The organism is Promicromonospora sp. NPDC057138 (genome assembly GCF_042670845.1).
Classification (GTDB): Bacteria; Actinomycetota; Actinomycetes; order Actinomycetales; family Cellulomonadaceae; genus Promicromonospora.
Map to the genome: position 1 here is coordinate 273,341 of NZ_JBHUUX010000002.1, position 19,130 is coordinate 292,470.

The window sequence follows — 19,130 nt, forward strand, 5'->3', positions numbered from 1 at the left end:
AGCGTGAATTCCTGGGAGTTCGGCCGGATGGTGCGGCGCGGCCGTGACCGGGTCGCGCCCGAGACCGTCGGCCTGCCCCGGGGCAGGCGACGCCGCGCGGCAGGGCTCCGCCGCGAGGAGCTCGCCGGGCTCGCCGGCATCTCCGCCGACTACCTCACCCGGCTCGAACAGGGTCGGGCGACGTCGCCGTCGGCCCAGGTCGTCGAGTCGCTCGCCCGCGCGCTGCGCCTGCCCGACGCCGAACGCGACCTCCTCTACCGGCTCGCCGGCCATGCCGCCCCCGGGCTCGACGTCGTCCCCACGCGTATCCCGCCCAGCGTGCAGCGGCTGCTCGGCCGGCTGGCGAACACGCCCGTCGCCGTCTACGACGCCACCCAGACCCTCATCGTCGCCAACGCCCCCTATGACGCCCTCATGGGCGCCACGTCGACCTGGCGCGGGATCGAGCGCAACGCCCTGTGGCGCCACCTCGTCGGCCCGGGCAGCCGGGTCGTCCACACCCCCGAGGAACAGGCCGACCTGGAGGCGCGGCTCGTCGCCGAACTGCGCCTGACCGCCGCCCGGTACCCCGCCGACCGGACCGTCACGCGGCTCGTCACAGAGCTTGCCGGGCAGAGCCCGCGCTTCGGCGCGCTCTGGGACGCGGACGCCCCCGAACCGCCCTGGGACACCTCGCGGCACAAGACCGTCGACCACCCCGCCGTCGGCCGGATCAGGCTCGACTGCGACGTGCTCGTCGTCGCCGCCGACGACCTGCGCATCATGGTCTACACCGCCGAGCCCGGCACCGAGGACGCCGAACGGCTGGCGCTCGCGGTCGTCCTCGGCACGCAGGAGCTCGTCGACTGACTCGGCCGTGCGCCGCCGTCCGTCGCGGACGACGGCCCGGGTCGCCCGAGTCGCCGGTGCGGGCGTCGCCCCCGCCGTTCTCCAGGTCGCCGGCGCACAGCATGCTCTCCTGGTCGGTCGCACCGTCGGCGTTCGCCGTCGGTTCTGCTTATGGCAGATGGGGCCGTTCCGTCGAGCGGATCGAACGTGCGTGCTATAGATTGATGGCATGGAACTTACGGGTGGTGCAGCGAGAGCGCGTGACGAGCGCGGCTCTTCTGTGCGCCCCGGAGGCGATGACGCGGACACCGCCTCGCCGCCGGTCGTCGGTGCGGCGGATGTCCGTGCGGTGCGTGAGCTGCTGGCGGCCATGATCTTGCCAGGCGGTACTGACACGGCTTCCTCTGTGTCGAGGCGGGTGCAGGTGGAGTGGGTGGACCTGCTGGGTGAGCTGGAGGCGGTGAAGAACACCGTGACCGCGGTGCAGGGTCGGTTGGCGGTGGCGTTGGAGGAGGCAACGAAGGCCGACGAGGCCCGGCAGGGGATCAGTGCGGTGCGGCGGGGTCGTGGTGTGCCGAGTCAGGTCGGTGCGGCGATGCAGGCCAGCCCGCACGCGGGTTCGGTGTTCCTGGGCACGGCCCGGGCGTGGGTCACCGGGATGCCGCACACGTTTGACGCCCTGCGTACCGGGGTGCTCTCGGCGTGGCGGGCGACGCTCCTGGTGCGCGAGACGTCGCACCTGTCGGCGGAGGATCGGGCCCGGATCGATGAGGAGATCTGCGGGCCGGCCGGGCGAGCGGCGTTGGTCCGGTTGGGGACCAAGCGGTTGGTCGCGCGGGTCAGGGAGCTCGCCGGCAAGCTGGACGTGCACGCGTGTGTGAAGCGGAACGCGAAGGCCGTGTCGGAACGGTGTGTCTCGGTGCGTCCGGCCCCGGACCTGATGGTGTACCTGACGGCGCTGGTCCCGATGCAGCAGGGCGTGCAGGCCTACGCGCAGCTGAAGGCGCACGCGGACGCCACGAAGGCGGCGGGTGATGAGCGGGGTGCCGGGCAGATCATGGCCGACACCTTGATCGAACGGGTCACCGGCAGGGAGCCGGGCAAGGCCGATGAGGTCCCGGTCACGATCAATCTGCTGGTCTCGGACCAGACGCTGCTCGCCGGTGGTGACGAGCCTGCCGTGGCGTTGGAGGGTGCTCCCGCCGGTGCAGGCACGGTTCCGGGTCCGGTGGTTCGGAACCTGGTGGCGCACGGGCTCGACGCGGACGCGGCGTGGCTGCGTGCGGTCTATGTGGACCCGCGTGGTCGGTTGCTGGCGACGACGTCGACGTCTCGGTTCCACCCGCAGGGCCTGGCCCGGTTGCTGCAAGCCAGAGAGCAGGGGATCTGTGGTTCGTCGTGGTGCGACGCCCCGATCCGCCACCTCGACCATGTGGTCCCGCACGCTGAGGGTGGTGCGACCAGCCTGGTCAACGGGCAAGGGCTGTGTGTCAGGTGTAATCACGCGAAGCAGGCACCCGGATGGTCGCAGCAGGTCACCGAGGTCGAGGGCCGGCACGCGGTGCAGACGACCATGCCCACCGGGCACACGTCGGTGTCCGTCGCGCCCACACCACCGGTGCCGGTTCGCGATGCCGTCCCGGGGTGGACCCCCGCCGTCGGTATGAGCGGACCAGGCAAGGGACGGATCCCACGCAGCCGGTACTCGATCGGCTGTCACACCGGTCGTGACCGGGGCGCGATCGCCTACCGGCCACCCCGGAACACCGGCCCTGGGCGGCGACCACCTCGGCACGCCCGCCCGGCCGACCTCTCCTGGGCACATGCGACCGAGGCCCATCCACCCGGGACACATACCCGCTGACCCGGCGACCGCCGCGAGCCGACCCTCGCGGCGGCCCTCGGCATGCCCGGGGACCCCGGATCACCAGATCTGTTCTGCCCACTCCGGGTGGTCGATGAACGGGTTCCGGTTGCCCTGCCAGTCGGTGTAGATGATCTCGTTGCGCCGGCGCTCGGTCGCCGAGACCGGGTCGGCCGCGTGCCAGGCGAGGAGCACCGAGACCTTCCCGTGCAGGGGCACCGATCCGTTCGATGTCGAGTCGTTCAGCTCGAGGTTGGGCCAGCCGTCGTCGCCCTCGTACCGCACTGCCATGTAGAAGAGCATCCGCGCGACGTCGCCCTTGACGTTGTCGGCGGGCTCGAACGAGTCGGCGTCGGAGAAGCAGTCCGGGCACTGGTAGACGGCCGACCCGCCGTTGTCGAAGTCCTTGTTGCCCCGGGTGGAGTTGACGGTCACGTCGGCGGGCCGCAGGTGATGCAGGTCCGTGCCGGGGCCGGTCGCGGTGCCGAAGTCGCCGTGGCTCTGGGCCCAGGTGTGCTCACGGTTCCAGTCGTCGGGATCGCCGCCGTTGCTGGTCTTCGGGATCGACGTGCCCGAGTAGAGCTCGATGACGTTGTTCGGGTTGTTCGGGTCCTCGTCGGTCTCGCGCAGCGCCGTCCACACGGTCGAGTAGCTCACCCCGGTGTGGTTGTCGATGATGCCGTGCAGGGCAGAACGCAGCGCGGTCCCGGTCTTGCCGGCCGCGGCGTCGTAGTAGCCGGCGGGCTCGTTGCCGCCGTCGTCCCCGCCCCCGGACCCCACGACCGCGAACGCGGTGCCGTCCCGAAGGCCGGCGTGGCTGAAGTAGGCCGACAGGGTGCCGGTGACGTCGAGCTGCCGACCCATCAGGCCTGGGTTGGACGCGAGGCCGTAGCCGGAGCGGAAGGCGGTGGGGATCTGGACGTAGAGCATCCGTGCGGTGCTGGTCTCGCCCGGGGTGTCGGCGAGGGCCAGCGCGTAGTCGTTGGGGAAGCCGCTGGTCACCACGGTGCTGGTTGCGGTCGGCTGCCCGACGACGTACCCGCGCACGGTGGCGACCGAGCCGTTCTGGGTGGCGGTCGCCTGTGCGACGCTGAGGGGGGTGGCCGCATGGCCGGGCGCCGAGGCGCCCACCTGGGCCAGGGTCAGGGCAAGGAGCGCCACGGCGAGGGTGAAGGCCAGGAGGGCGGGCCGCACTGGGCGCCCGAGCAGCTGCTGCATGACCGGACCGTAGGCCGACCAGGTAGAGCAGCTATAACGAATGGGTAAATTCTGCGCAAATAGGGCAGGCGCGATCTCGCAGGCTTGGACCACGCCGCGCCCGACCGGAGTAGCGTCTGCGCCATGCGTCTAGGCGTTCTCGACATCGGTTCCAACACGGGGCACCTGCTCGTCGTCGATGCCCATGGTGGCGCGGCGCCGCTGCCCGCCTCGTCCTACAAGCAGCCGCTGCGCCTCGCGGAGCACCTGGACGACGACGGCGCCGTCCGCCAGGCCGGGATCGACGCCCTCGTGGAGTTCACCGCGCAGGCCCTGCGCGTCGCGGAGGAGCGCGGCTGCGCCGAGACGCTCGCCTTCGCGACGTCCGCGGTGCGCGACGCCGTGAACTCCGAGACGGTGCTGAAGACCGTGCTCGAGCGCACCGGGGTACGGCTCGAGGTGCTCAGCGGCGAGGACGAGGCCCGGCTGACGTTCCTGGCGGTGCGCCGGTGGTTCGGCTGGTCGGCCGGCCGGCTGGCCGTGTTCGACATCGGCGGCGGCTCCCTGGAGATCGCCGGCGGTTCCGACGAGGCGCCCGCCGCCGCGTGGTCGCTCCCGCTCGGGGCGGCGCGGCTCGCCCGCGCGCACTTCGGTGAGGTGCCCGACGCCGGGGCGCTCCGCGCCCTGCGCCGGGACCTGCGCGCCGACATCGCGCGCAACGCGGGGAACCTGCTGCGCGGCGGCCGGCCCGACCGTGCGGCCGCGACGTCCAAGACGTTCCGGTCCCTCGCGCGGATCTGCGGGGCCGCCCCCGCGGGCGACGGGCCGCTCGTCCGCCGGGTGCTGCAGCTCGAGACGCTGCGCGAGCGCGTCGACGAGCTGACCACCATGAACCCGGACGCCCTGGCCGGGCTGCCAGGCGTCTCGCCGAGCCGGGCGCACCAGATCGTGCCGGGCGCGCTCGTTGCGGAGGCGTGCATGGACGTCTTCGACCTGGCCGAGCTGGAGATCTGCCCCTGGGCCCTGCGCGAGGGTGTGATCCTCCAGCGCCTCGACCAGATGCCCCACATCGGCGTCGGCTGACGAGCCCGCGCCACACTGCGGCTGCTCAGGGAGCAGGGACCAGGACGTCCCGCACGAGCGCGTCGAGCTGCGCGTCGGCGTCGAGGAACTGGCGCAGCGTGCGCCGCGACGGGCCGAACCCCTCGAACTCGTCGGGCCGGAGCCCGTCGGCCTCGTGGGCGGCCCTGAAGTCGGGCAGCGTGCGCGTGAGGGTGTCGAGGATCTCCGGGTCGACGGGGGAGTCGATGCGGGACGGCAGGGAGAGGCCGTTGCGGTTGATCGACTCCTGCCACTCGAACGGAGGGGAGATCACGAGGTCGCCGCCCACCAGCTCCGACAGGTGCAGGTGGGTGCGGAACGCCGCCGACAGGACGCGGGTGCGGTAGCCGCGCTCCGTGAAGATCCGGTAGGCGTTCTTGAGCGCTGCTACCCCCGCCCAGTCGAGGACGCCCGGCGGCAGGAGGAGGCCCTTGCGCGCGGCGACGATCTTGAGCCAGTCGTCGAGCCGGCCGCCCATGATGGTGGCGACGGCGCCCATCGCCTCGACCGGCAGGCCCGCACGCTCGCGGCGGTCGAGACCGCGCTCGACGGCTTCGGCGACCGCCACCGCCTGGGCGACGGTGAACGAGACCGTCGCGTTCACGCTCACCCCACGGAACGTCGCTTCCTCGATCGCCTCGACGCCCACCCTCGTCGCGGGGATCTTCACGATGATGTTCGGCGCCAGGGTGGCGAAGTGCTCGGCCTGGCGCACCAGGGCGGCGGCGTCCCGGTGCAGGCGCGGGTCGGTCTGGACCGACAGCCGCCCGTTCCGGCCGGCCGATGCCTCGAAGGCGGGCAGCAGCAGGCGGGCGGCGTCGACGCTGAGCTCCTCGACCACTGCCCAGCCGAGCTCGGACTCGGTGGCGGTGGGCCGCTCGTCGGCGAGGGTGCGCAGCCGGGCCGTCCAGCGGGGCAGGTCGGCCTGGATCGCGGTGAGCGCGATCACCGGGTTGCAGGTCGCGCCGACGGCGCCCCAGGAGATGGCGTGGCCGAGCTGCTCGGGGTCCGCCGAGTCGTTCCACAGGGCTGTCCGCGGGTGCTCGCGCGTCATGCGTGCCAGCGGGACCTCGCTGCCGGCGCCGTCAGTCGGGGCGGTGTCGAGCGTCTGGGTCACGGGATCCTCCGGGATGCATGGGCCGACGGTGCTTGTCCGCACCCGGTTTCCCGCAGCGTCGCGGGGTTCGGCGTGCCCCATTCGATCCCGGGTCAAGGCGACCTGTCAACCGAATGTCAGGACAAAGGTCGCCCGACTTGTCCACCGGTTCCCGCGGGACGCCAGGTCAGCTCGCGAACAGCATGGTGTCGAACATGTACCGGGAGGCGCGGTAGATGTGCTGGCCGAACTCGATGCCCTTGCCGTTGTCGTCGTACGCCGTGCGCTCCATGGTCAGCAGCGCCGCACGCGGCTTCTCGCCGAGCATCCGGGCCTCGGCCGCCGTCGCCGTGCGGGCGCCGATGCGCTGCCGCGCAACCTTGGGCTTGGCGCCCCGCGAGCGCAGCAGGTCGTACAGCCCGTTCGTCGCGAGGTCCTCGGCGCTGGGAGCTATGTCCGGCGGCAGGTAGTTGGTGAGCACCGCGAGCGGCTCGCCGTCGGCCATGCGGAGGCGGCGGATCATGACCACCTCGCTGCCCTCCGGCACCTCGAGCGCCTCCGCGACGTCGGCGGTCGCGAGAACGACTCGATGCTCGAGCACCGTGGTGCTGGGCTCGCGGCCGGATTTCGACAGATCGTCGTGCAGGCTCGTCAGCTCGACGGGCCGGCGAACCCGCGCCGGGGCGACGTGCGTCCCGACCCCCCGCTGGCGCACCAGACGGCCCCGCTCGACCAGGTCCTGGAGCGCCTGGCGTGCGGTGGGGCGCGAGATGCCGAGGCGTGCGGCCAGTGCCACCTCGTTCTCGAGGAACTCGCCAGGCTGCATCCGCCCGTCCTCGATCGCTGCGTCGATAGCGATGGCGACCTGGTGATACAGGGGCACCGGGCTCGACCGGTCGAGGTCGATGCGCAGCGGCTGGGACACGGAGGGCCTCCTTGCGGTCATCATGTTCGTGACGGATTCTAGCCGTCACCGGTGCTCAAGTCGGGATGTTCAAATGTCAGGACAAAGGATTGACAGGAGGGCGGGTCGGGTAGCAGGGTCGAGCTACCTGCCGCACGGGTGGTGGGCGCGGATCCGCGACGTTGGGGATGAGGCGGAATGACAGCAGGCGACGAAGCCCGGGCACCGGACGTGCTCGCCATCGGTCGCATCGGGGTCGACGTCTACCCGCTGCAGAGCGGCGTCGGGCTGGAGGACGTGCAGTCGTTCGGCAAGTACCTCGGGGGCAGCCCGACGAACGTCGCCGTGGCCGCAGCCCGCCTCGGCCACACCGCCGCCGTCGTCACGGGCGTCGGGGAGGACCCCTTCGGCCGGTACGCGCGCCGCGAGCTGCGCAGGTTCGGGGTGGACGACCGGTACGTCGTGGTGGTGCCAGAGCTGCACACCCCTGTCACGTTCTGCGAGATCTTCCCGCCGGACGACTTCCCGCTCTGGTTCTACCGGTCGCCGTCGGCCCCCGACCTGCAGCTCACACCGGCGGACGTCGATGCCGACGCCGTCCGGTCGGCCCGCCTGCTCTGGCTTACCGGCACCGGGCTGAGCCAGGAGCCCAGCCGGTCCGCGCACCACGCCGCGCTGGCCGCGCGCGGCCGTTCCGGCCACACGGTGCTCGACCTGGACTACCGCCCCATGTTCTGGGCCGGCGTCGAGGCGGCGCGCGAGCAGCTCCGCGCGGTGCTGCCGCGCGTGACGATAGCCGTGGGCAACCGCGAGGAGTGCTTCGTCGCCGTCGGCGAGCAGGACCCCGACCGGGCCGCCGACGCGCTGCTGGCCGCGGGCGTGCGGCTGGCTGTGGTCAAGCAGGGCCCGCGCGGGGTCCTGGCCAAGACCCGCGACGAGCGGGTGGTGGTGCCACCGGTCGCCGTCGACGTCGTCAACGGGCTCGGTGCCGGCGACGGGTTCGGCGGGTCGCTGTGCCACGGGCTGCTGCAGGGCTGGTCGCTCGAGCGGACGCTGCGGTTCGCCAACGCCGCCGGCGCGATCGTCGCCGCCCGGCTGGAGTGCTCGACGGCGATGCCGACGGTGGCAGAGGTCGAGCACCTGCTGGCCACGGGCGAGGTCCCGGAACAAGCGACCCGGACCCCCGTCGAGATCCGCGAGCGCGCGGCCGGGCCGTCGAGCACTGGGCCGTCGAGCACCGCGCCGACGGTCGCGACCGTCGACGACGTCGTGGAGCTGCGGCTACGCGACCCGCAGGCGCTGCGTGAGCGACTCCTGGCCCGGCCGCGTCACCCGGGCCTGGCCCACGGCGAGCGGTTCCTCGTCATCGCCGCCGACCACCCGGCACGCGGCGCCGTAGCGGTGGGGGACGACCCCATGGCGATGGCCGACCGGCGCGATCTCCTGCGCCGCACCGCCGTAGCCCTGGGCCGGCCGGGCGTCGGGGGCTTTCTCGGCACCGCCGACCTGGTCGAGGAGCTCGCCGCGCTCGGGGCGCTGGACGGCAAGCTCGTCTTCGGGTCCATGAACCGGGGCGGACTGGCCGGCTCGGCGTTCGAGATGGACGACCGGTTCACCGGCTACGACGCCCGCGGCATCGCCGAGGCAGGCCTGGACGGCGGCAAGATGCTGCTGCGGATCGACCCGCGGGACCCCGCGTCCGTCGTCACGCTGGAGGCGTGCGCCCGCGCCGTCGACGAGCTCGCCGACCGGGACCTCGTGGCCATGGTCGAGCCGTTCATCTCCCGGCGCGTGGACGGGCGGGTGCGCAACGACCTGACGCCCGACGCCGTCATGCGCTCGATCGCCATCGCGTCCGGGCTGGGCCGCACGTCCGCCTACACCTGGCTCAAGCTGCCCGTCGTGGCGGACATGGAGCGGGTCCTGTCGGCGTCGACCCTGCCCGCGCTCATCCTCGGCGGAGAGGTCACCGGCGACCAGGACGCCGCCATGGCAGGCTGGGCGAAGGCCCTCGCCCTGCCGACCGTGCGCGGCCTGGTCATCGGCAGGTCCCTGCTGTATCCGCCGGGCGGCGACGTCGCGGCGGCCGTCGACGAGGCGGTGGTGCTGCTGTGAACGACCTGGTGCTCCGAGCGGGCGTCCCCGACGCGCGCGCCGGCGGCCCCGTCGCCGAGGTCACGCCCGAGCGGGCCGGCTGGGGCTACAGCGGCCTGCTCGTCCACGAGATCGCCCCGGGCGGGCGCCTCGACGTGGAGCTGGCCGCCGACGAGGCCGTCGTCGTGCCGCTGCGCGGGAGCCTGCGCATCGACGTGACCGACCCGGGCGGACAGCGGCACGACCTGCGGCTGGCGGGGCGTCCGGGCGTCTTCGCCGGGCCCGCGGACACGGCGTACCTGCCGGTCGGCTCGACCGTGACGCTGCGGCCCGACGGCGTGGACGGCGCGGACGCCAGGGTCGCCGTCGCCACCGCGCGCGCCGGCCGGGTGCTGCCGGTGCAGGTGCTGCGGGCGCGCCAGGTGCCGGTCGACCTGCGCGGCGCGGGCCGGGCCAGCCGGCAGGTGCACAACTACACCATCGGCAGCGGCGTCGAGGTGGACCGCATCCTGGTGTGCGAGGTGCTCACCCCGGGCGGCAACTGGTCCTCCTACCCGCCCCACAAGCACGACGCGCACAGCGACACACCGGGCCACGAGGAGCGGGAGCTCGAGGAGATCTACTACTTCGAGGTCGCCGACGGCCCGGCCGGCCCGGGCCTGGCGTACCACCGCGTGTACGGCACGGCGGACCGGCCGATCGACGTCGCGGCCGAGGTGCGTACCGGGGACACGGTGCTGGTCCCGCACGGCTACCACGGGCCGTCCGCCGCGGCCCCCGGCTACGACCTGTACTACCTCAACGTCATGGCGGGCCCGGCCGACGACGGCACCTGGCTGTCCGTCGACGACCCCGCCCACCACTGGGTGCGCGAGACGTGGGAGACGGAGCCCGTCGACCCGCGCCTCCCGCTCGGCCCGACCACGGATCTGACCGAGGAGTCCACGTGAGCACCAACACCCCGAGCACCACCGTCCGCCTCACCGTGGGCCAGGCCCTGGTCCGCTTCCTCGCCCACCAGCACACCGAGCGCGACGGCGTGACCCAGCGGCTGTTCGCCGGAGCGTTCGGCATCTTCGGGCACGGCAACGTCGCCGGGTTCGGGCAGGGGCTCCTGCAGGCGCACGTCGAGGCCGCCGACGCCGGGGTGCCCCCGGGCGAGACGGGGCCCGACGAGCTGCCCTACCTGCTGGCCCGCAACGAACAGGGCATGGTGCACGCCGCCGTCGGGTATGCCCGCACCAAGGAGCGCCTGCAGACCTTCGCGTGCACCGCCTCGATCGGCCCCGGCTCGACCAATATGGTCACCGGCGCGGCGCTCGCGACCATCGACCGGATCCCCGTGCTCCTGCTGCCCTCGGACGTCTTCGCGAACCGGGTCCCGGACCCCGTGCTGCAGCAGCTCGAGCACCCCGGCGGGCCGGACGTCACGGTCAACGACGCGTTCCGCCCGGTGTCGCGGTACTTCGACCGGATCTGGCGCCCCGAGCAGCTCCTGGCGAGCGCCCCGGCGGCCATGCGCGTGCTCACCGACCCGGCCGAGACGGGGGCCGTCACGATCTGCCTCCCGCAGGACGTGCAGGCGGAGGCCTTCGACTGGCCGGCCGAGTTCTTCCGCGACCGCGTGTGGCACGTCGCCCGCCCGGTGCCGGAGCCCGCCGCGCTGGCGCGCGCCGCCGAGGTGATCCGCTCAGCGCGGCGGCCGCTCGTGGTCGCGGGCGGCGGCGTCGTCTACTCCGGGGCGAGCGAGGCGCTCCGCGCCTTCGCCACCGCCACGGGCATCCCTGTCGCCGACACGCAGGCCGGCAAGGGGGCGATCCCCTGGGACCACCCGCTGGCCGTCGGGGGAGTGGGCGCAACGGGCAACGACGCCGCCAACGCGCTGGCGGCTACCGCCGACGTCGTCATCGGCGTCGGCACCCGCTACACGGACTTCACGACGGCGAGCCGCACGGCGTTCCGCGAACCCGGCGTGCGGTTCGTCAACCTCAACGTCGCCGCCTTCGACGCCGCCAAGCACTCCGCGGAGATGGTCGTCGCCGACGCCCGCGAGGGGCTCGCCGCGCTCATCGGGGCCCTGGCGGGCCACCGCACCGACGAGGAGTACCGGGCGGAGGTGAGGCGGCGGGTGGCCGACTGGCAGGCGGTCACCGACCGCTGCTACCACCTGGGGCACGGCCCGCTGCCCGCCCAGACCGAGATCTTCGGTGCGCTCAACGAGCTGATGAGCGACGAGGACATCCTCATCAACGCCGCCGGCTCGATGCCCGGCGACCTGCAGGCGCTGTGGCGGGCCCGGACGCCGTCGCAGTACCACCTGGAGTACGGGTACTCCTGCATGGGCTACGAGATCCCGGCGGCGATGGGCGCGAAGCTGGCGGCGCCCGACCGGGAGGTCGTGGCGATCGTCGGCGACGGCACCTACCAGATGCTGCCCCAGGAGCTGGCGACCATCGTGTCCGAGCGGATCAAGGTGATCGTGGTGCTGCTCCAGAACCATGGGTTCGCCTCGATCGGGGCCCTGTCGGAGTCCCGCGGGTCGCAGCGGTTCGGCACCCGCTACCAGATGCGCAACCCCGAGACCGGCCTGCTCGACGGCGACGACGTGCCGCTCGACCTGGTGCGCAATGCCGAGAGCTTCGGCGTCGACGTCCTTGTGGCCAAGAGCGTCGACGACTTCCGCGCGGCCTACCGCACCGCCGCCGCGTCCGACCGCGCGACCCTCATCCACGTCGAGACGGACCTCTACGGCCCGAACCCACCGGGCTCGAGCTGGTGGGACGTCCCCGTGAGCGAGGTCTCCACCCTGCCCAGCACCCGGTCCGCGCGCGCCGAGTACGACACGGCCCGCGCGGCACAACGGCACTACCTCTGACCGTCCACCGATCCCCAGCACGAGCGAGGTCTGACATGTCCCTGATCACCCACTGGATCGACGGCAAGCCCGTCGAGTCCTCGGGCGAGCGCACCCAGCCCGTCTTCAACCCCGCCACCGGCCAGGAGATCGCGCGCCTCGGTCTCGGCACCGCCGCCGACGTCGACCGTGCGGTCGCCTCGGCCGCTGAGGCCTTCGAGTCCTGGTCGGGGTACTCGCTCGGCAGGCGCACCGCCGTGCTGTTCAGGTTCCGCGAGCTGCTCGCCGAGCACACCGACGAGCTGGCGCGGCTGGTCAGCCGGGAGCACGGCAAGGTCGTGTCCGACGCCGCAGGGGAGGTCGGCCGCGGCCTGGAGGTCGTGGAGTTCGCCTGCGGCCTGCCGCAGCTCCTCAAGGGGGAGTACTCGAACCAGGCCGCCTCCGACGTCGACGTGTTCTCGTTCCGCGAGCCGCTCGGGGTGGTGGCCGGCATCACGCCGTTCAACTTCCCCGTCATGGTGCCGCTGTGGATGAGCCCGGTCGCGATCGCCACCGGCAACGCGTTCGTGCTCAAGCCGTCCGAGCGCGACCCGTCGGCATCGCTCTTCCTGGCCGACCTGTGGCAGCGGGCGGGCCTGCCCGACGGCGTGTTCAACGTGGTCCAGGGCGACAAGGAGGTCGTGGACGCGATCCTGCACCACGACGACGTCGCGGCCGTCTCGTTCGTCGGCTCGACGCCGATCGCGCGGTACATCCACGCCACGGCCTCGGCCGAGGGCAAGCGGGTGCAGGCACTCGGCGGCGCGAAGAACCACGGCGTCGTCCTGGCCGACGCCGACCTCGACGACGCCGTCGACCACCTGACCGCGGCGGCCTTCGGCGCGGCCGGCGAGCGCTGCATGGCGATCTCCGTGGCGGTCGTGGAGGACTCGGTGGCCGACGCGTTCGTCGAGAAGCTCGCGGCCAAGGCCCGCGCGGTCAAGGTCACGGCCGGCGACCAGCCGGGCGCGGACATGGGCCCGGTCATCACCGCCGCGGCCAAGGAGCGCATCGAAGGACTCATCGGCTCCGCGGAGCGCGACGGCGCCGAGCTCGTGGTCGACGGCCGCGGCCACACCGTTCCGGGTTACGAGGGCGGCTTCTTCGTCGGCCCGACGGTGATCGACAGGGTCGCCCCGGAGCACGAGGTCTACCGCGTCGAGGTGTTCGGGCCGGTCATCGACGTCGTGCGGGTATCCGGCCTGACCGAGGCGATCGATGTGATCAACGCGAACCCCTACGGCAACGGCACGGCGGTCTTCACGGGTTCGGGCGAGGCCGCCCGGACCTTCCAGCGCGGCGTGAAGGTCGGGATGATCGGCGTCAACGTGCCCATCCCCGTCCCCGTCGCCTGGCACTCCTTCGGCGGATGGAAGGACTCCCTGTTCGGCGAGAGCCACATCTACGGCCCCGAGGGCGTCCGCTTCTACACCCGCGGCAAGGTCGTCACCCAGCGCTGGCCGCACCGCGCCCAGCGCGCCGACGCCTCGTTCCACTTCTCGGGCGACTCGAAGAAGTAGCTCGAGAAGTAGCTCGAAGAAGCAAAGGGAGAAGACCATGCGCATAGCCCTCATCGGAGCCGGCCGGATCGGCGCCGTCCACGCCCGTTCGATCGCCGCGTCACCCGACGCCGAGCTCACGCTCGTCGCCGACCCGGTCGACGGCGCCGCCGAGCGACTCGCCTCGGCGTACGGCGCCGCGGCGACCACCGAGGTCGGGGACGTGTTCGCCGACGACGCCGTGGACGCCGTCGTCATCGCGTCACCGACCGCCCACCACGTCGAGCAGATCGTCGCGGCCGTCGAGGCCGGCAAGGCGGTGCTGGCCGAGAAGCCCGTGGACCTCGACCTCGCGCGCGCCGACCGGTGCCTGGCCCAGGTAGGGGACCGGGCGGACCGCGTCATGCTGGGGTTCAACCGCCGGTTCGACGCGGCCTTCGCGGAGATCCACAGCCGGGTGGGCGCCGGGGAGATCGGGAACGTCGAACAGCTCACGATCATCAGCCGCGACCCCGCGCCCGCGCCCGTCGCGTACCTCGCGTCCTCAGGCGGGATCTTCCGCGACATGACGATCCACGACCTCGACATGGCGCGGTTCTTCCTCGGCGACATCGTCGCCGTCCAGGCGGTGCCGCAGCGCCTGGACCCGGCCTTCGCGCAGATCGACGACTTCGACGCCGCCGTCGTCACCCTCACCGCCGCCTCCGGCGCCGTGGCGACCATCATCAACAGCCGGCACTGCGCGGCCGGCTACGACCAGCGCCTGGAGGCGTTCGGGCCCCTCGGGGCGCTGCGGGCCGAGAACCACACGGCGACGTCGGTGGTGCTCGACGCCGCGGGGGTCTCGGGCGGCCGCGGCCCGTACCTGGACTTCTTCCTCGAACGGTATGCCGACGCGTACACGAGGGAGCTGGCCGCATTCGTCGCCGCCGCGCGCGACGGCGCCGCGCCGTCCCCGTCGCTCCTCGACGGGCGCCAGGCGCTGGCGCTCGCCGACGCCGCCACCGAGTCCGCCCGCACGGGCCGCAGCGTGGCCCCGGCGCCCGTCCCGTCGCCGGCGTCGTCGGCGGCGGCCTGACCCCCCATACCCGAGCCGAGAGAGAGTGAACATGACCAAGGCACGCAACACCGACCCCCGGTTCAGCAGGCTCACCGTCGGCGTCTGCCCCGACCAGTGGGGCGTGTGGTTCCCCGACGACGAGAAGCAGATCCCGTGGGAGAAGGCGCTGGCCGAGATGGCCGAGGCGGGCTTCGAGTACATGGAGACCGGCCCGTACGGCTACTTCCCCACGGACCCGAAGATCCTGCGCAAGGTGATGGACGACAACGGCTTCACCGTGGTCGCGGGCACCGGGTGGGGCGTCCTGCACAAGGCCGAGGCCTGGGCCGAGACCGAGCGGACGTTCCGGGCCATCGCGGAGACCCACGCGGCGGTCGGCGCGGAGTACATCGTCCACCTGCCCCCGCTGTTCCGCGACGACAAGACCTGGGAGTGGACGGACGACCGCGTGCTGACGCCGGACGCCTGGAGCCTCTACATCGAGAACGCCAACCGGCTCGGCCAGATCCTCAAGGACGAGTACGGGCTGAAGATGGCGCTGCACCCGCACGGGGACAGCCACATCGAGACGCCCGAGGACATCGCGCGGGTGTTCGACGCCACCGACCCCGCGTACGTCAACCTGTGCCTCGACACCGGCCACATCGTCTACGGCGGGGGCGACCCGCTGGAGATCGTGCGCACCTACCCCGACCGCATCGCGTACGTGCACATCAAGGCGTTCGACGTCGAGCTGACCGAGCAGGCGCACCGTGAGGACTGGCCCTTCGGCGAGGCCGTCGCGCGCGGCGCGTCCGTCCGGCCCCCGGCCGGAGCCCCCGACATGAAGGAGCTCGTCGCCGCGCTGGCCGGCCTCGACAAGGACCTGTACGTCATCTGCGAGCAGGACCTGTACCCGTGCGACCCGCGGCTACCGCTGCCGAACGCCGTCATGACGCGGCAGTACCTGGCCTCGTGCGGACTGGGCCTGCTCTGAGCCCTCGGGGAAAGGTGCGCACCGGTCCGACGACGCTCACGCCGACGAGCTCGCCGGGAGCCGGCGCGTCCAGCCCGAGGACGCGGGAGCGAAGCAGGTCCCGGGACTCGTCGGCCGCCGTGTCGAGCTCGACGAGAGCGTCGTGCCCGAAGTAGTCGACGTCCCGCACGACGGCGTCCAGGTGGCCGGCGCCGGGCCGGGTGAGGGTGAGCTGCTCGGGCCGGATCATCACGTCGACGTCGCCGTCGGCGGCGGGCCCGTGCACCGCCAGCGTCCCGAGCCGGCAGGTGACGCTGCCCTTGGCCGCGCTACCGGCGATGAGCAGCGCGTCACCGAGGAACTCCGCCACCTCGGCGTCGACCGGCTCGCGATAGACGGTCCGGGGACTGGCGACCTGCCGGAACCGGCCGGCCGTGAGGATGGCGACCTCGTCGGCGAAGGAGAGCGCCTCGTCCTGGTCATGGGTGACCAGGACGGTCGTGGCGCCCGCCGCGCGCAGCGCCCGGGCGGTCGCCTCGCGCGTCGCGGCCCGCAGGGCGGTGTCCAGCGAGGAGAACGGCTCGTCGAGCAGGATCAGGCCGGGGCGGGGGGCGAGCGCCCGGGCCAGGGCGACGCGCTGCTGCTGGCCACCGGAGAGCTGGTGCGGGTGCCGGTCGGCGATCGCGGCGGGCAGGCCGACGAGGTCGAGCAGCTCGAGCACCCGGTCGTGGTGGCGGCGCCGTGGCCAGGGCAGACCGAAGGCGATGTTCCCGGCGACCGACACGTGCGGGAAGAGCGCGCCGTCCTGCCGGACGTAGCCCACGCCGCGGCGTTCGGGCGGCACCCACGTACCGGGTCCCGCGACGGTCCGGCCCCCGACCGTGACCGTGCCCGACCCCGGCCGGAGGAACCCGGCGACGGCTCGTAGGAGCGTGGTCTTGCCGCTGCCGGAACCGCCCAGCACCGCCGTCGTCGCGCCTTCGGCAACGGTCAGGTCGACGTCCTCGAGCACCGTCTCCCGGCCGTATCCGGCGCTCAGGCCGAGAATCTTCAGCTCGCTCATCGTTCCTCCAGGATCTGGCGCCGCAGCACGATCGTGAGCGGTACCGACATGGCGATCATCACGGCGGCATACGGTGCCGCGGCCGCGTAGTCCAGCTCGCTCGCATGGCGCCAGAACGCCAGCGCGAGGGTGTCCGTCCCGGTGGGGGCCAGCAGGAGCGTGGCCGTCAGCTCCGTGCTGACCGCGAGGGCCACCAGCACCAGCGCGGTCAGCACCGACGGCGCGACGAGCGGGAGGACGACGCGGACGAAGGCCACCGGACCGCTCAGGCCCAGGGAGCGCGCGGCCTCGGAGAGCTCGGGCCGCGCGGCGGCGAGGCCGGCGCGCAACGACACCATCGCCCGGGGCAGGAACAGGATCGTGTAGGCCAGCACGATCAGCCCGACCGTCTGGTAGGCGGGCCGGGCCCAGCGGACGGCGAGCGTGACCAGGGCCAGCCCGACGACCACCCCGGGCAGCGCGCTCGCGACGAAGGTCGTGCGCTCGAGCAGCAGGGTCAGGCCCGACCGGTGGCGGTTCAGCAGCCAGGCCCCGGGCAGCGCCGCGGCGACGGCCGCCACGGCGCCTAGCACGGCGAGACCGAGGGTGCTCACGGTGACCTGCACCAGGCCGGCGTCCAGCGGGTCGCCGGCCGAGAGGCCGTGGAGCAGCCACCGGACCACCGTGGCGACGGGGACGGCGACCGAGAGCGCGACCAGCGCGGCGAGGAAGGCCAGCGCGGGCGCCGTCCACCCGCCGAGGACGGCGGGCACGGCGCGCCGCTGGACGCCCGACCCGACCCGGGCCACCCGGTGCCGACCTCGGGCGACCAGGTCGAGCACGAGCGCCACCAGGCAGAGCGTGAGCAGTACGGAGGCGAGCAGGCTGCTGGTGGAGCTGCTGAACCCCACGGCGTACTGCTGCATGATCGCGGTGGTGAAGGTCTGGAACCGCATCATCTCCAGCACGCCGTACTCGGCGAGGAGGTGGAGCGCGACCAGGAGCGCCCCGCCGCTCAGCGCGGGCCGCAGCCGCGGCAGCACCGTCCGCACGACGGCGGCGGCCGGGGAGAGGCCGAGGGAACGGGCTGCCTCCTCGTCGCCGGGGTCGAGCGTGCGCAGCAGGGCCGCCACCGGGAGGAACACGAACGGGAAGTACGCCAGCGTGGTGACCAGCGCCGCGCCCCCGAAGCCGTCGAGCCACGGCGCCACCGTCACCCAGGCGTACGCGCTGACGAACGACGGCACGGCCAGCGGGGCCAGGAGCAGCGTGCGCCACATCCCCGCCCAGGGCAGCGCGGTGCGCTCGACGAGCCAGGCGGCGGCCACACCGACGACGACGGTGGCGGGCACCGTGACCGCGAACAGCATCCCGGTGTTCGTGAGCAGCTCGCCCACGCGGGGGCGCAGCAGGTAGCGCGCCGCCTCGCCCGGGTCGGCGGACAGGGCGTCGGGGACGACGACGAGCAGGGGCAGGAGCGTGAGCGCGGCGACCAGGGCCGCGGCGACGGCGACGCCGCGCGCCCCGAGGCCCTGCGTCCCCTGCGCCCTAAAGGATGCCGGCATCCGTCATCATCGTGACCACGTCGTCGGAGTTGAGGGTGAACGGGTCGACACGCGGGGCGTCGAGGCCGGTCAGCGGCGGGAGCGCCGGGTCGGACTCGGCTCCGGTGCCGACGGCGTACTCCATCGCCCCGCTGTCGACCAGCACCTGCTGGCCCGCCGGGCTGGTGAGGAAGGCCAGGAACTGCTGGGCCTCGTCCGGCATGTCCGAGGAGGCGAGCACGCCGCCGGCCGACAGGCTGACGAACGCGCCGGGGTCCTGGTTGCCGAAGTAGTGCAGCGCCGTGTGCGCGCTGCCCGCCTTGTCGCCCGCCTGGTCGCGGTACCAGTAGTAGTGGTACATGATCCCGACCGGGACCTCGCCGGCGTTGACGGCCTGCATCGTGGCGATGTTGTTCTGGTAGATCTCGGCGTTGTCGGCGAGGGCGTCGAGCCAGGCCTGGGTCTTCTGCTCGCCCTGGTCGGACAGCATGCCGGCCACGATGGCCTGGAAGTCCGCGCCGCCGGGCGCCGCGCCCCACCGGCCGGCCCACTCGGGACTGGCGAGGTCCATGATCGACGTCGGGAGCTCGTCCTCGCTGATCTCGTCCGTGTTGTAGACGAGGACCGTCGACCGGGCGGCGATCGCCGTCCACTGTCCCGACGACGGCGTCATGCCCTTGCCGACCTGCGCCAGTGTGGACTTGTCCACCGGCGCGAGAAGGCCCGCGCGCTCCACGATGGTCATCGCGGGAGAGTTCTCCGTCAGGAAGACGTCGGCCGGCGAGGCATCGCCCTCCTCGACGATCATGTGTCCCATGGAGGCGTCCTGGCCCTCGCGGACCTGGGTCTTGATACCGGTCTCCTCGGTGAACGCCTGCGCCCACGCGTCGGTGAGGTCGCGGTGCTGCGAGGAGTAGATCTGCAGCGCGTCGGGGTCCGCCTCGAAGGGCTCCTCGCCCGATCCGCCCGATCCGCCGCCGCAGGCGGCGAGCGCCAGGGGCAGCGCAAGGGTGAGCAGGGCGGCGGCGCCGAGGTGTCGTCTGTGCAGCACGG

15 protein-coding genes and 1 pseudogene are annotated in these 19,130 nt (G+C 73.1%); 10 read left to right on the plus strand and 6 right to left on the minus strand.

The annotated features are described in order from the left end of the window. Nucleotides 1-3 precede the first annotated feature (3 nt). Together ACFT2C_RS02815 and ACFT2C_RS02820 are read left to right on the plus strand one after the other, a co-directional pair. Entirely contained in the window at nt 4-849 is an 846-nt protein-coding gene (locus tag ACFT2C_RS02815; protein WP_377205474.1) for a helix-turn-helix transcriptional regulator, read from the plus strand. A 349-nt stretch (nt 850-1,198) separates the two neighbouring features. Beyond that, nucleotides 1,199-2,692 (plus strand): HNH endonuclease, encoded by a 1,494-nt coding sequence (locus tag ACFT2C_RS02820; RefSeq protein ID WP_377205527.1) that lies wholly within the window; start codon nt 1,199-1,201, stop codon nt 2,690-2,692. A 60-nt stretch (nt 2,693-2,752) separates the two neighbouring features. On the opposite strand, the gene ACFT2C_RS02825 is transcribed toward ACFT2C_RS02820, so the two are convergent. After that, complete coding sequence (locus tag ACFT2C_RS02825) at nt 2,753-3,910, minus strand: endonuclease (protein WP_377205475.1); 1,158 nt, start codon at nt 3,908-3,910, stop codon at nt 2,753-2,755. A gap of 123 nt (nt 3,911-4,033) precedes the next feature. Between ACFT2C_RS02825 and ACFT2C_RS02830 the strand changes: the two genes are divergently transcribed. After that, nucleotides 4,034-4,972, plus strand: coding sequence for a Ppx/GppA family phosphatase (locus tag ACFT2C_RS02830; RefSeq protein ID WP_377205476.1), 939 nt, complete (start codon nt 4,034-4,036; stop codon nt 4,970-4,972). A gap of 25 nt (nt 4,973-4,997) precedes the next feature. Here the strand turns inward: ACFT2C_RS02830 and ACFT2C_RS02835 are convergent, their stop codons facing one another. Together ACFT2C_RS02835 and ACFT2C_RS02840 are read right to left on the minus strand one after the other, a co-directional pair. Beyond that, nucleotides 4,998-6,107, minus strand: a complete 1,110-nt coding sequence (locus ACFT2C_RS02835) for a transaldolase family protein (RefSeq protein WP_377205477.1) — start codon at nt 6,105-6,107, stop codon at nt 4,998-5,000. 166 nt (nt 6,108-6,273) lie between these two features. After that, the gene (locus tag ACFT2C_RS02840; protein WP_377205478.1) at nt 6,274-7,011 is read right to left on the minus strand and encodes a GntR family transcriptional regulator; all 738 of its coding nucleotides are present in this window, start codon (nt 7,009-7,011) and stop codon (nt 6,274-6,276) included. Between the two features lie 177 nt (nt 7,012-7,188). Here ACFT2C_RS02840 and iolC point away from each other — a divergent pair. The 7 genes and pseudogenes from iolC to ACFT2C_RS02875 all read left to right on the plus strand — a co-directional run. Continuing rightward, a pseudogene (gene iolC / locus ACFT2C_RS02845) lies at nt 7,189-8,145 on the plus strand (5-dehydro-2-deoxygluconokinase); the annotation flags it as partial. A 246-nt stretch (nt 8,146-8,391) separates the two neighbouring features. Then, nucleotides 8,392-9,105 carry a deoxyribose-phosphate aldolase gene (locus ACFT2C_RS02850; RefSeq protein ID WP_377205528.1) on the plus strand — a complete coding sequence of 238 codons (714 nt, stop codon included), beginning with the start codon at nt 8,392-8,394 and terminating at the stop codon, nt 9,103-9,105. Continuing rightward, the gene (gene iolB, locus ACFT2C_RS02855) at nt 9,102-10,034 is read left to right on the plus strand and encodes a 5-deoxy-glucuronate isomerase (RefSeq protein ID WP_377205479.1); all 933 of its coding nucleotides are present in this window, start codon (nt 9,102-9,104) and stop codon (nt 10,032-10,034) included. The genes ACFT2C_RS02850 and iolB overlap by 4 nt, the downstream gene beginning before the upstream one ends. Then, nucleotides 10,031-11,959 (plus strand): 3D-(3,5/4)-trihydroxycyclohexane-1,2-dione acylhydrolase (decyclizing), encoded by a 1,929-nt coding sequence (iolD, locus tag ACFT2C_RS02860; protein WP_377205480.1) that lies wholly within the window; start codon nt 10,031-10,033, stop codon nt 11,957-11,959. Before iolB ends, iolD begins: the two co-directional genes overlap by 4 nt. Nucleotides 11,960-11,994: 35 nt before the next feature. Beyond that, entirely contained in the window at nt 11,995-13,497 is a 1,503-nt protein-coding gene (locus ACFT2C_RS02865; protein ID WP_377205481.1) for a CoA-acylating methylmalonate-semialdehyde dehydrogenase, read from the plus strand. A gap of 37 nt (nt 13,498-13,534) precedes the next feature. Continuing rightward, a complete protein-coding gene (gene iolG / locus ACFT2C_RS02870; protein ID WP_377205482.1) occupies nt 13,535-14,554 on the plus strand; it encodes an inositol 2-dehydrogenase in 1,020 nt (339 codons plus the stop codon). A gap of 31 nt (nt 14,555-14,585) precedes the next feature. Next, nucleotides 14,586-15,512 carry a TIM barrel protein gene (locus ACFT2C_RS02875; RefSeq protein WP_377205483.1) on the plus strand — a complete coding sequence of 309 codons (927 nt, stop codon included), beginning with the start codon at nt 14,586-14,588 and terminating at the stop codon, nt 15,510-15,512. On the opposite strand, the gene ACFT2C_RS02880 is transcribed toward ACFT2C_RS02875, so the two are convergent. The 3 genes from ACFT2C_RS02880 to ACFT2C_RS02890 are packed head-to-tail and all read right to left on the minus strand — an operon-like array spanning nt 15,466 to nt 19,125. Then, nucleotides 15,466-16,554 (minus strand): ABC transporter ATP-binding protein, encoded by a 1,089-nt coding sequence (locus tag ACFT2C_RS02880; RefSeq protein ID WP_377205484.1) that lies wholly within the window; start codon nt 16,552-16,554, stop codon nt 15,466-15,468. The genes ACFT2C_RS02875 and ACFT2C_RS02880 overlap by 47 nt on opposite strands. Then, on the minus strand, nt 16,551-18,098 hold the full coding sequence (locus ACFT2C_RS02885) for an ABC transporter permease (protein WP_377205485.1): 1,548 nt from the start codon (nt 18,096-18,098) through the stop codon (nt 16,551-16,553). The genes ACFT2C_RS02880 and ACFT2C_RS02885 overlap by 4 nt, the downstream gene beginning before the upstream one ends. Continuing rightward, complete coding sequence (locus tag ACFT2C_RS02890; protein WP_377205529.1) at nt 18,082-19,125, minus strand: iron ABC transporter substrate-binding protein; 1,044 nt, start codon at nt 19,123-19,125, stop codon at nt 18,082-18,084. Before ACFT2C_RS02890 ends, ACFT2C_RS02885 begins: the two co-directional genes overlap by 17 nt. Nucleotides 19,126-19,130 lie beyond the last annotated feature (5 nt).

Coding starts and splice junctions, on each gene's coding strand:
- ACFT2C_RS02820 (WP_377205527.1), top strand. CDS start 1,199: ATGATCTTGCCAGGCGGTACTGACACGGCTTCCTCTGTGTCGAGGCGG.
- ACFT2C_RS02885 (WP_377205485.1), bottom strand. CDS start 18,098: ATGCCGGCATCCTTTAGGGCGCAGGGGACGCAGGGCCTCGGGGCGCGC.
- ACFT2C_RS02825 (WP_377205475.1), bottom strand. CDS start 3,910: ATGCAGCAGCTGCTCGGGCGCCCAGTGCGGCCCGCCCTCCTGGCCTTC.
- ACFT2C_RS02865 (WP_377205481.1), top strand. CDS start 11,995: ATGTCCCTGATCACCCACTGGATCGACGGCAAGCCCGTCGAGTCCTCG.
- ACFT2C_RS02830 (WP_377205476.1), top strand. CDS start 4,034: ATGCGTCTAGGCGTTCTCGACATCGGTTCCAACACGGGGCACCTGCTC.
- ACFT2C_RS02875 (WP_377205483.1), top strand. CDS start 14,586: ATGACCAAGGCACGCAACACCGACCCCCGGTTCAGCAGGCTCACCGTC.
- ACFT2C_RS02880 (WP_377205484.1), bottom strand. CDS start 16,554: ATGAGCGAGCTGAAGATTCTCGGCCTGAGCGCCGGATACGGCCGGGAG.
- iolG (WP_377205482.1), top strand. CDS start 13,535: ATGCGCATAGCCCTCATCGGAGCCGGCCGGATCGGCGCCGTCCACGCC.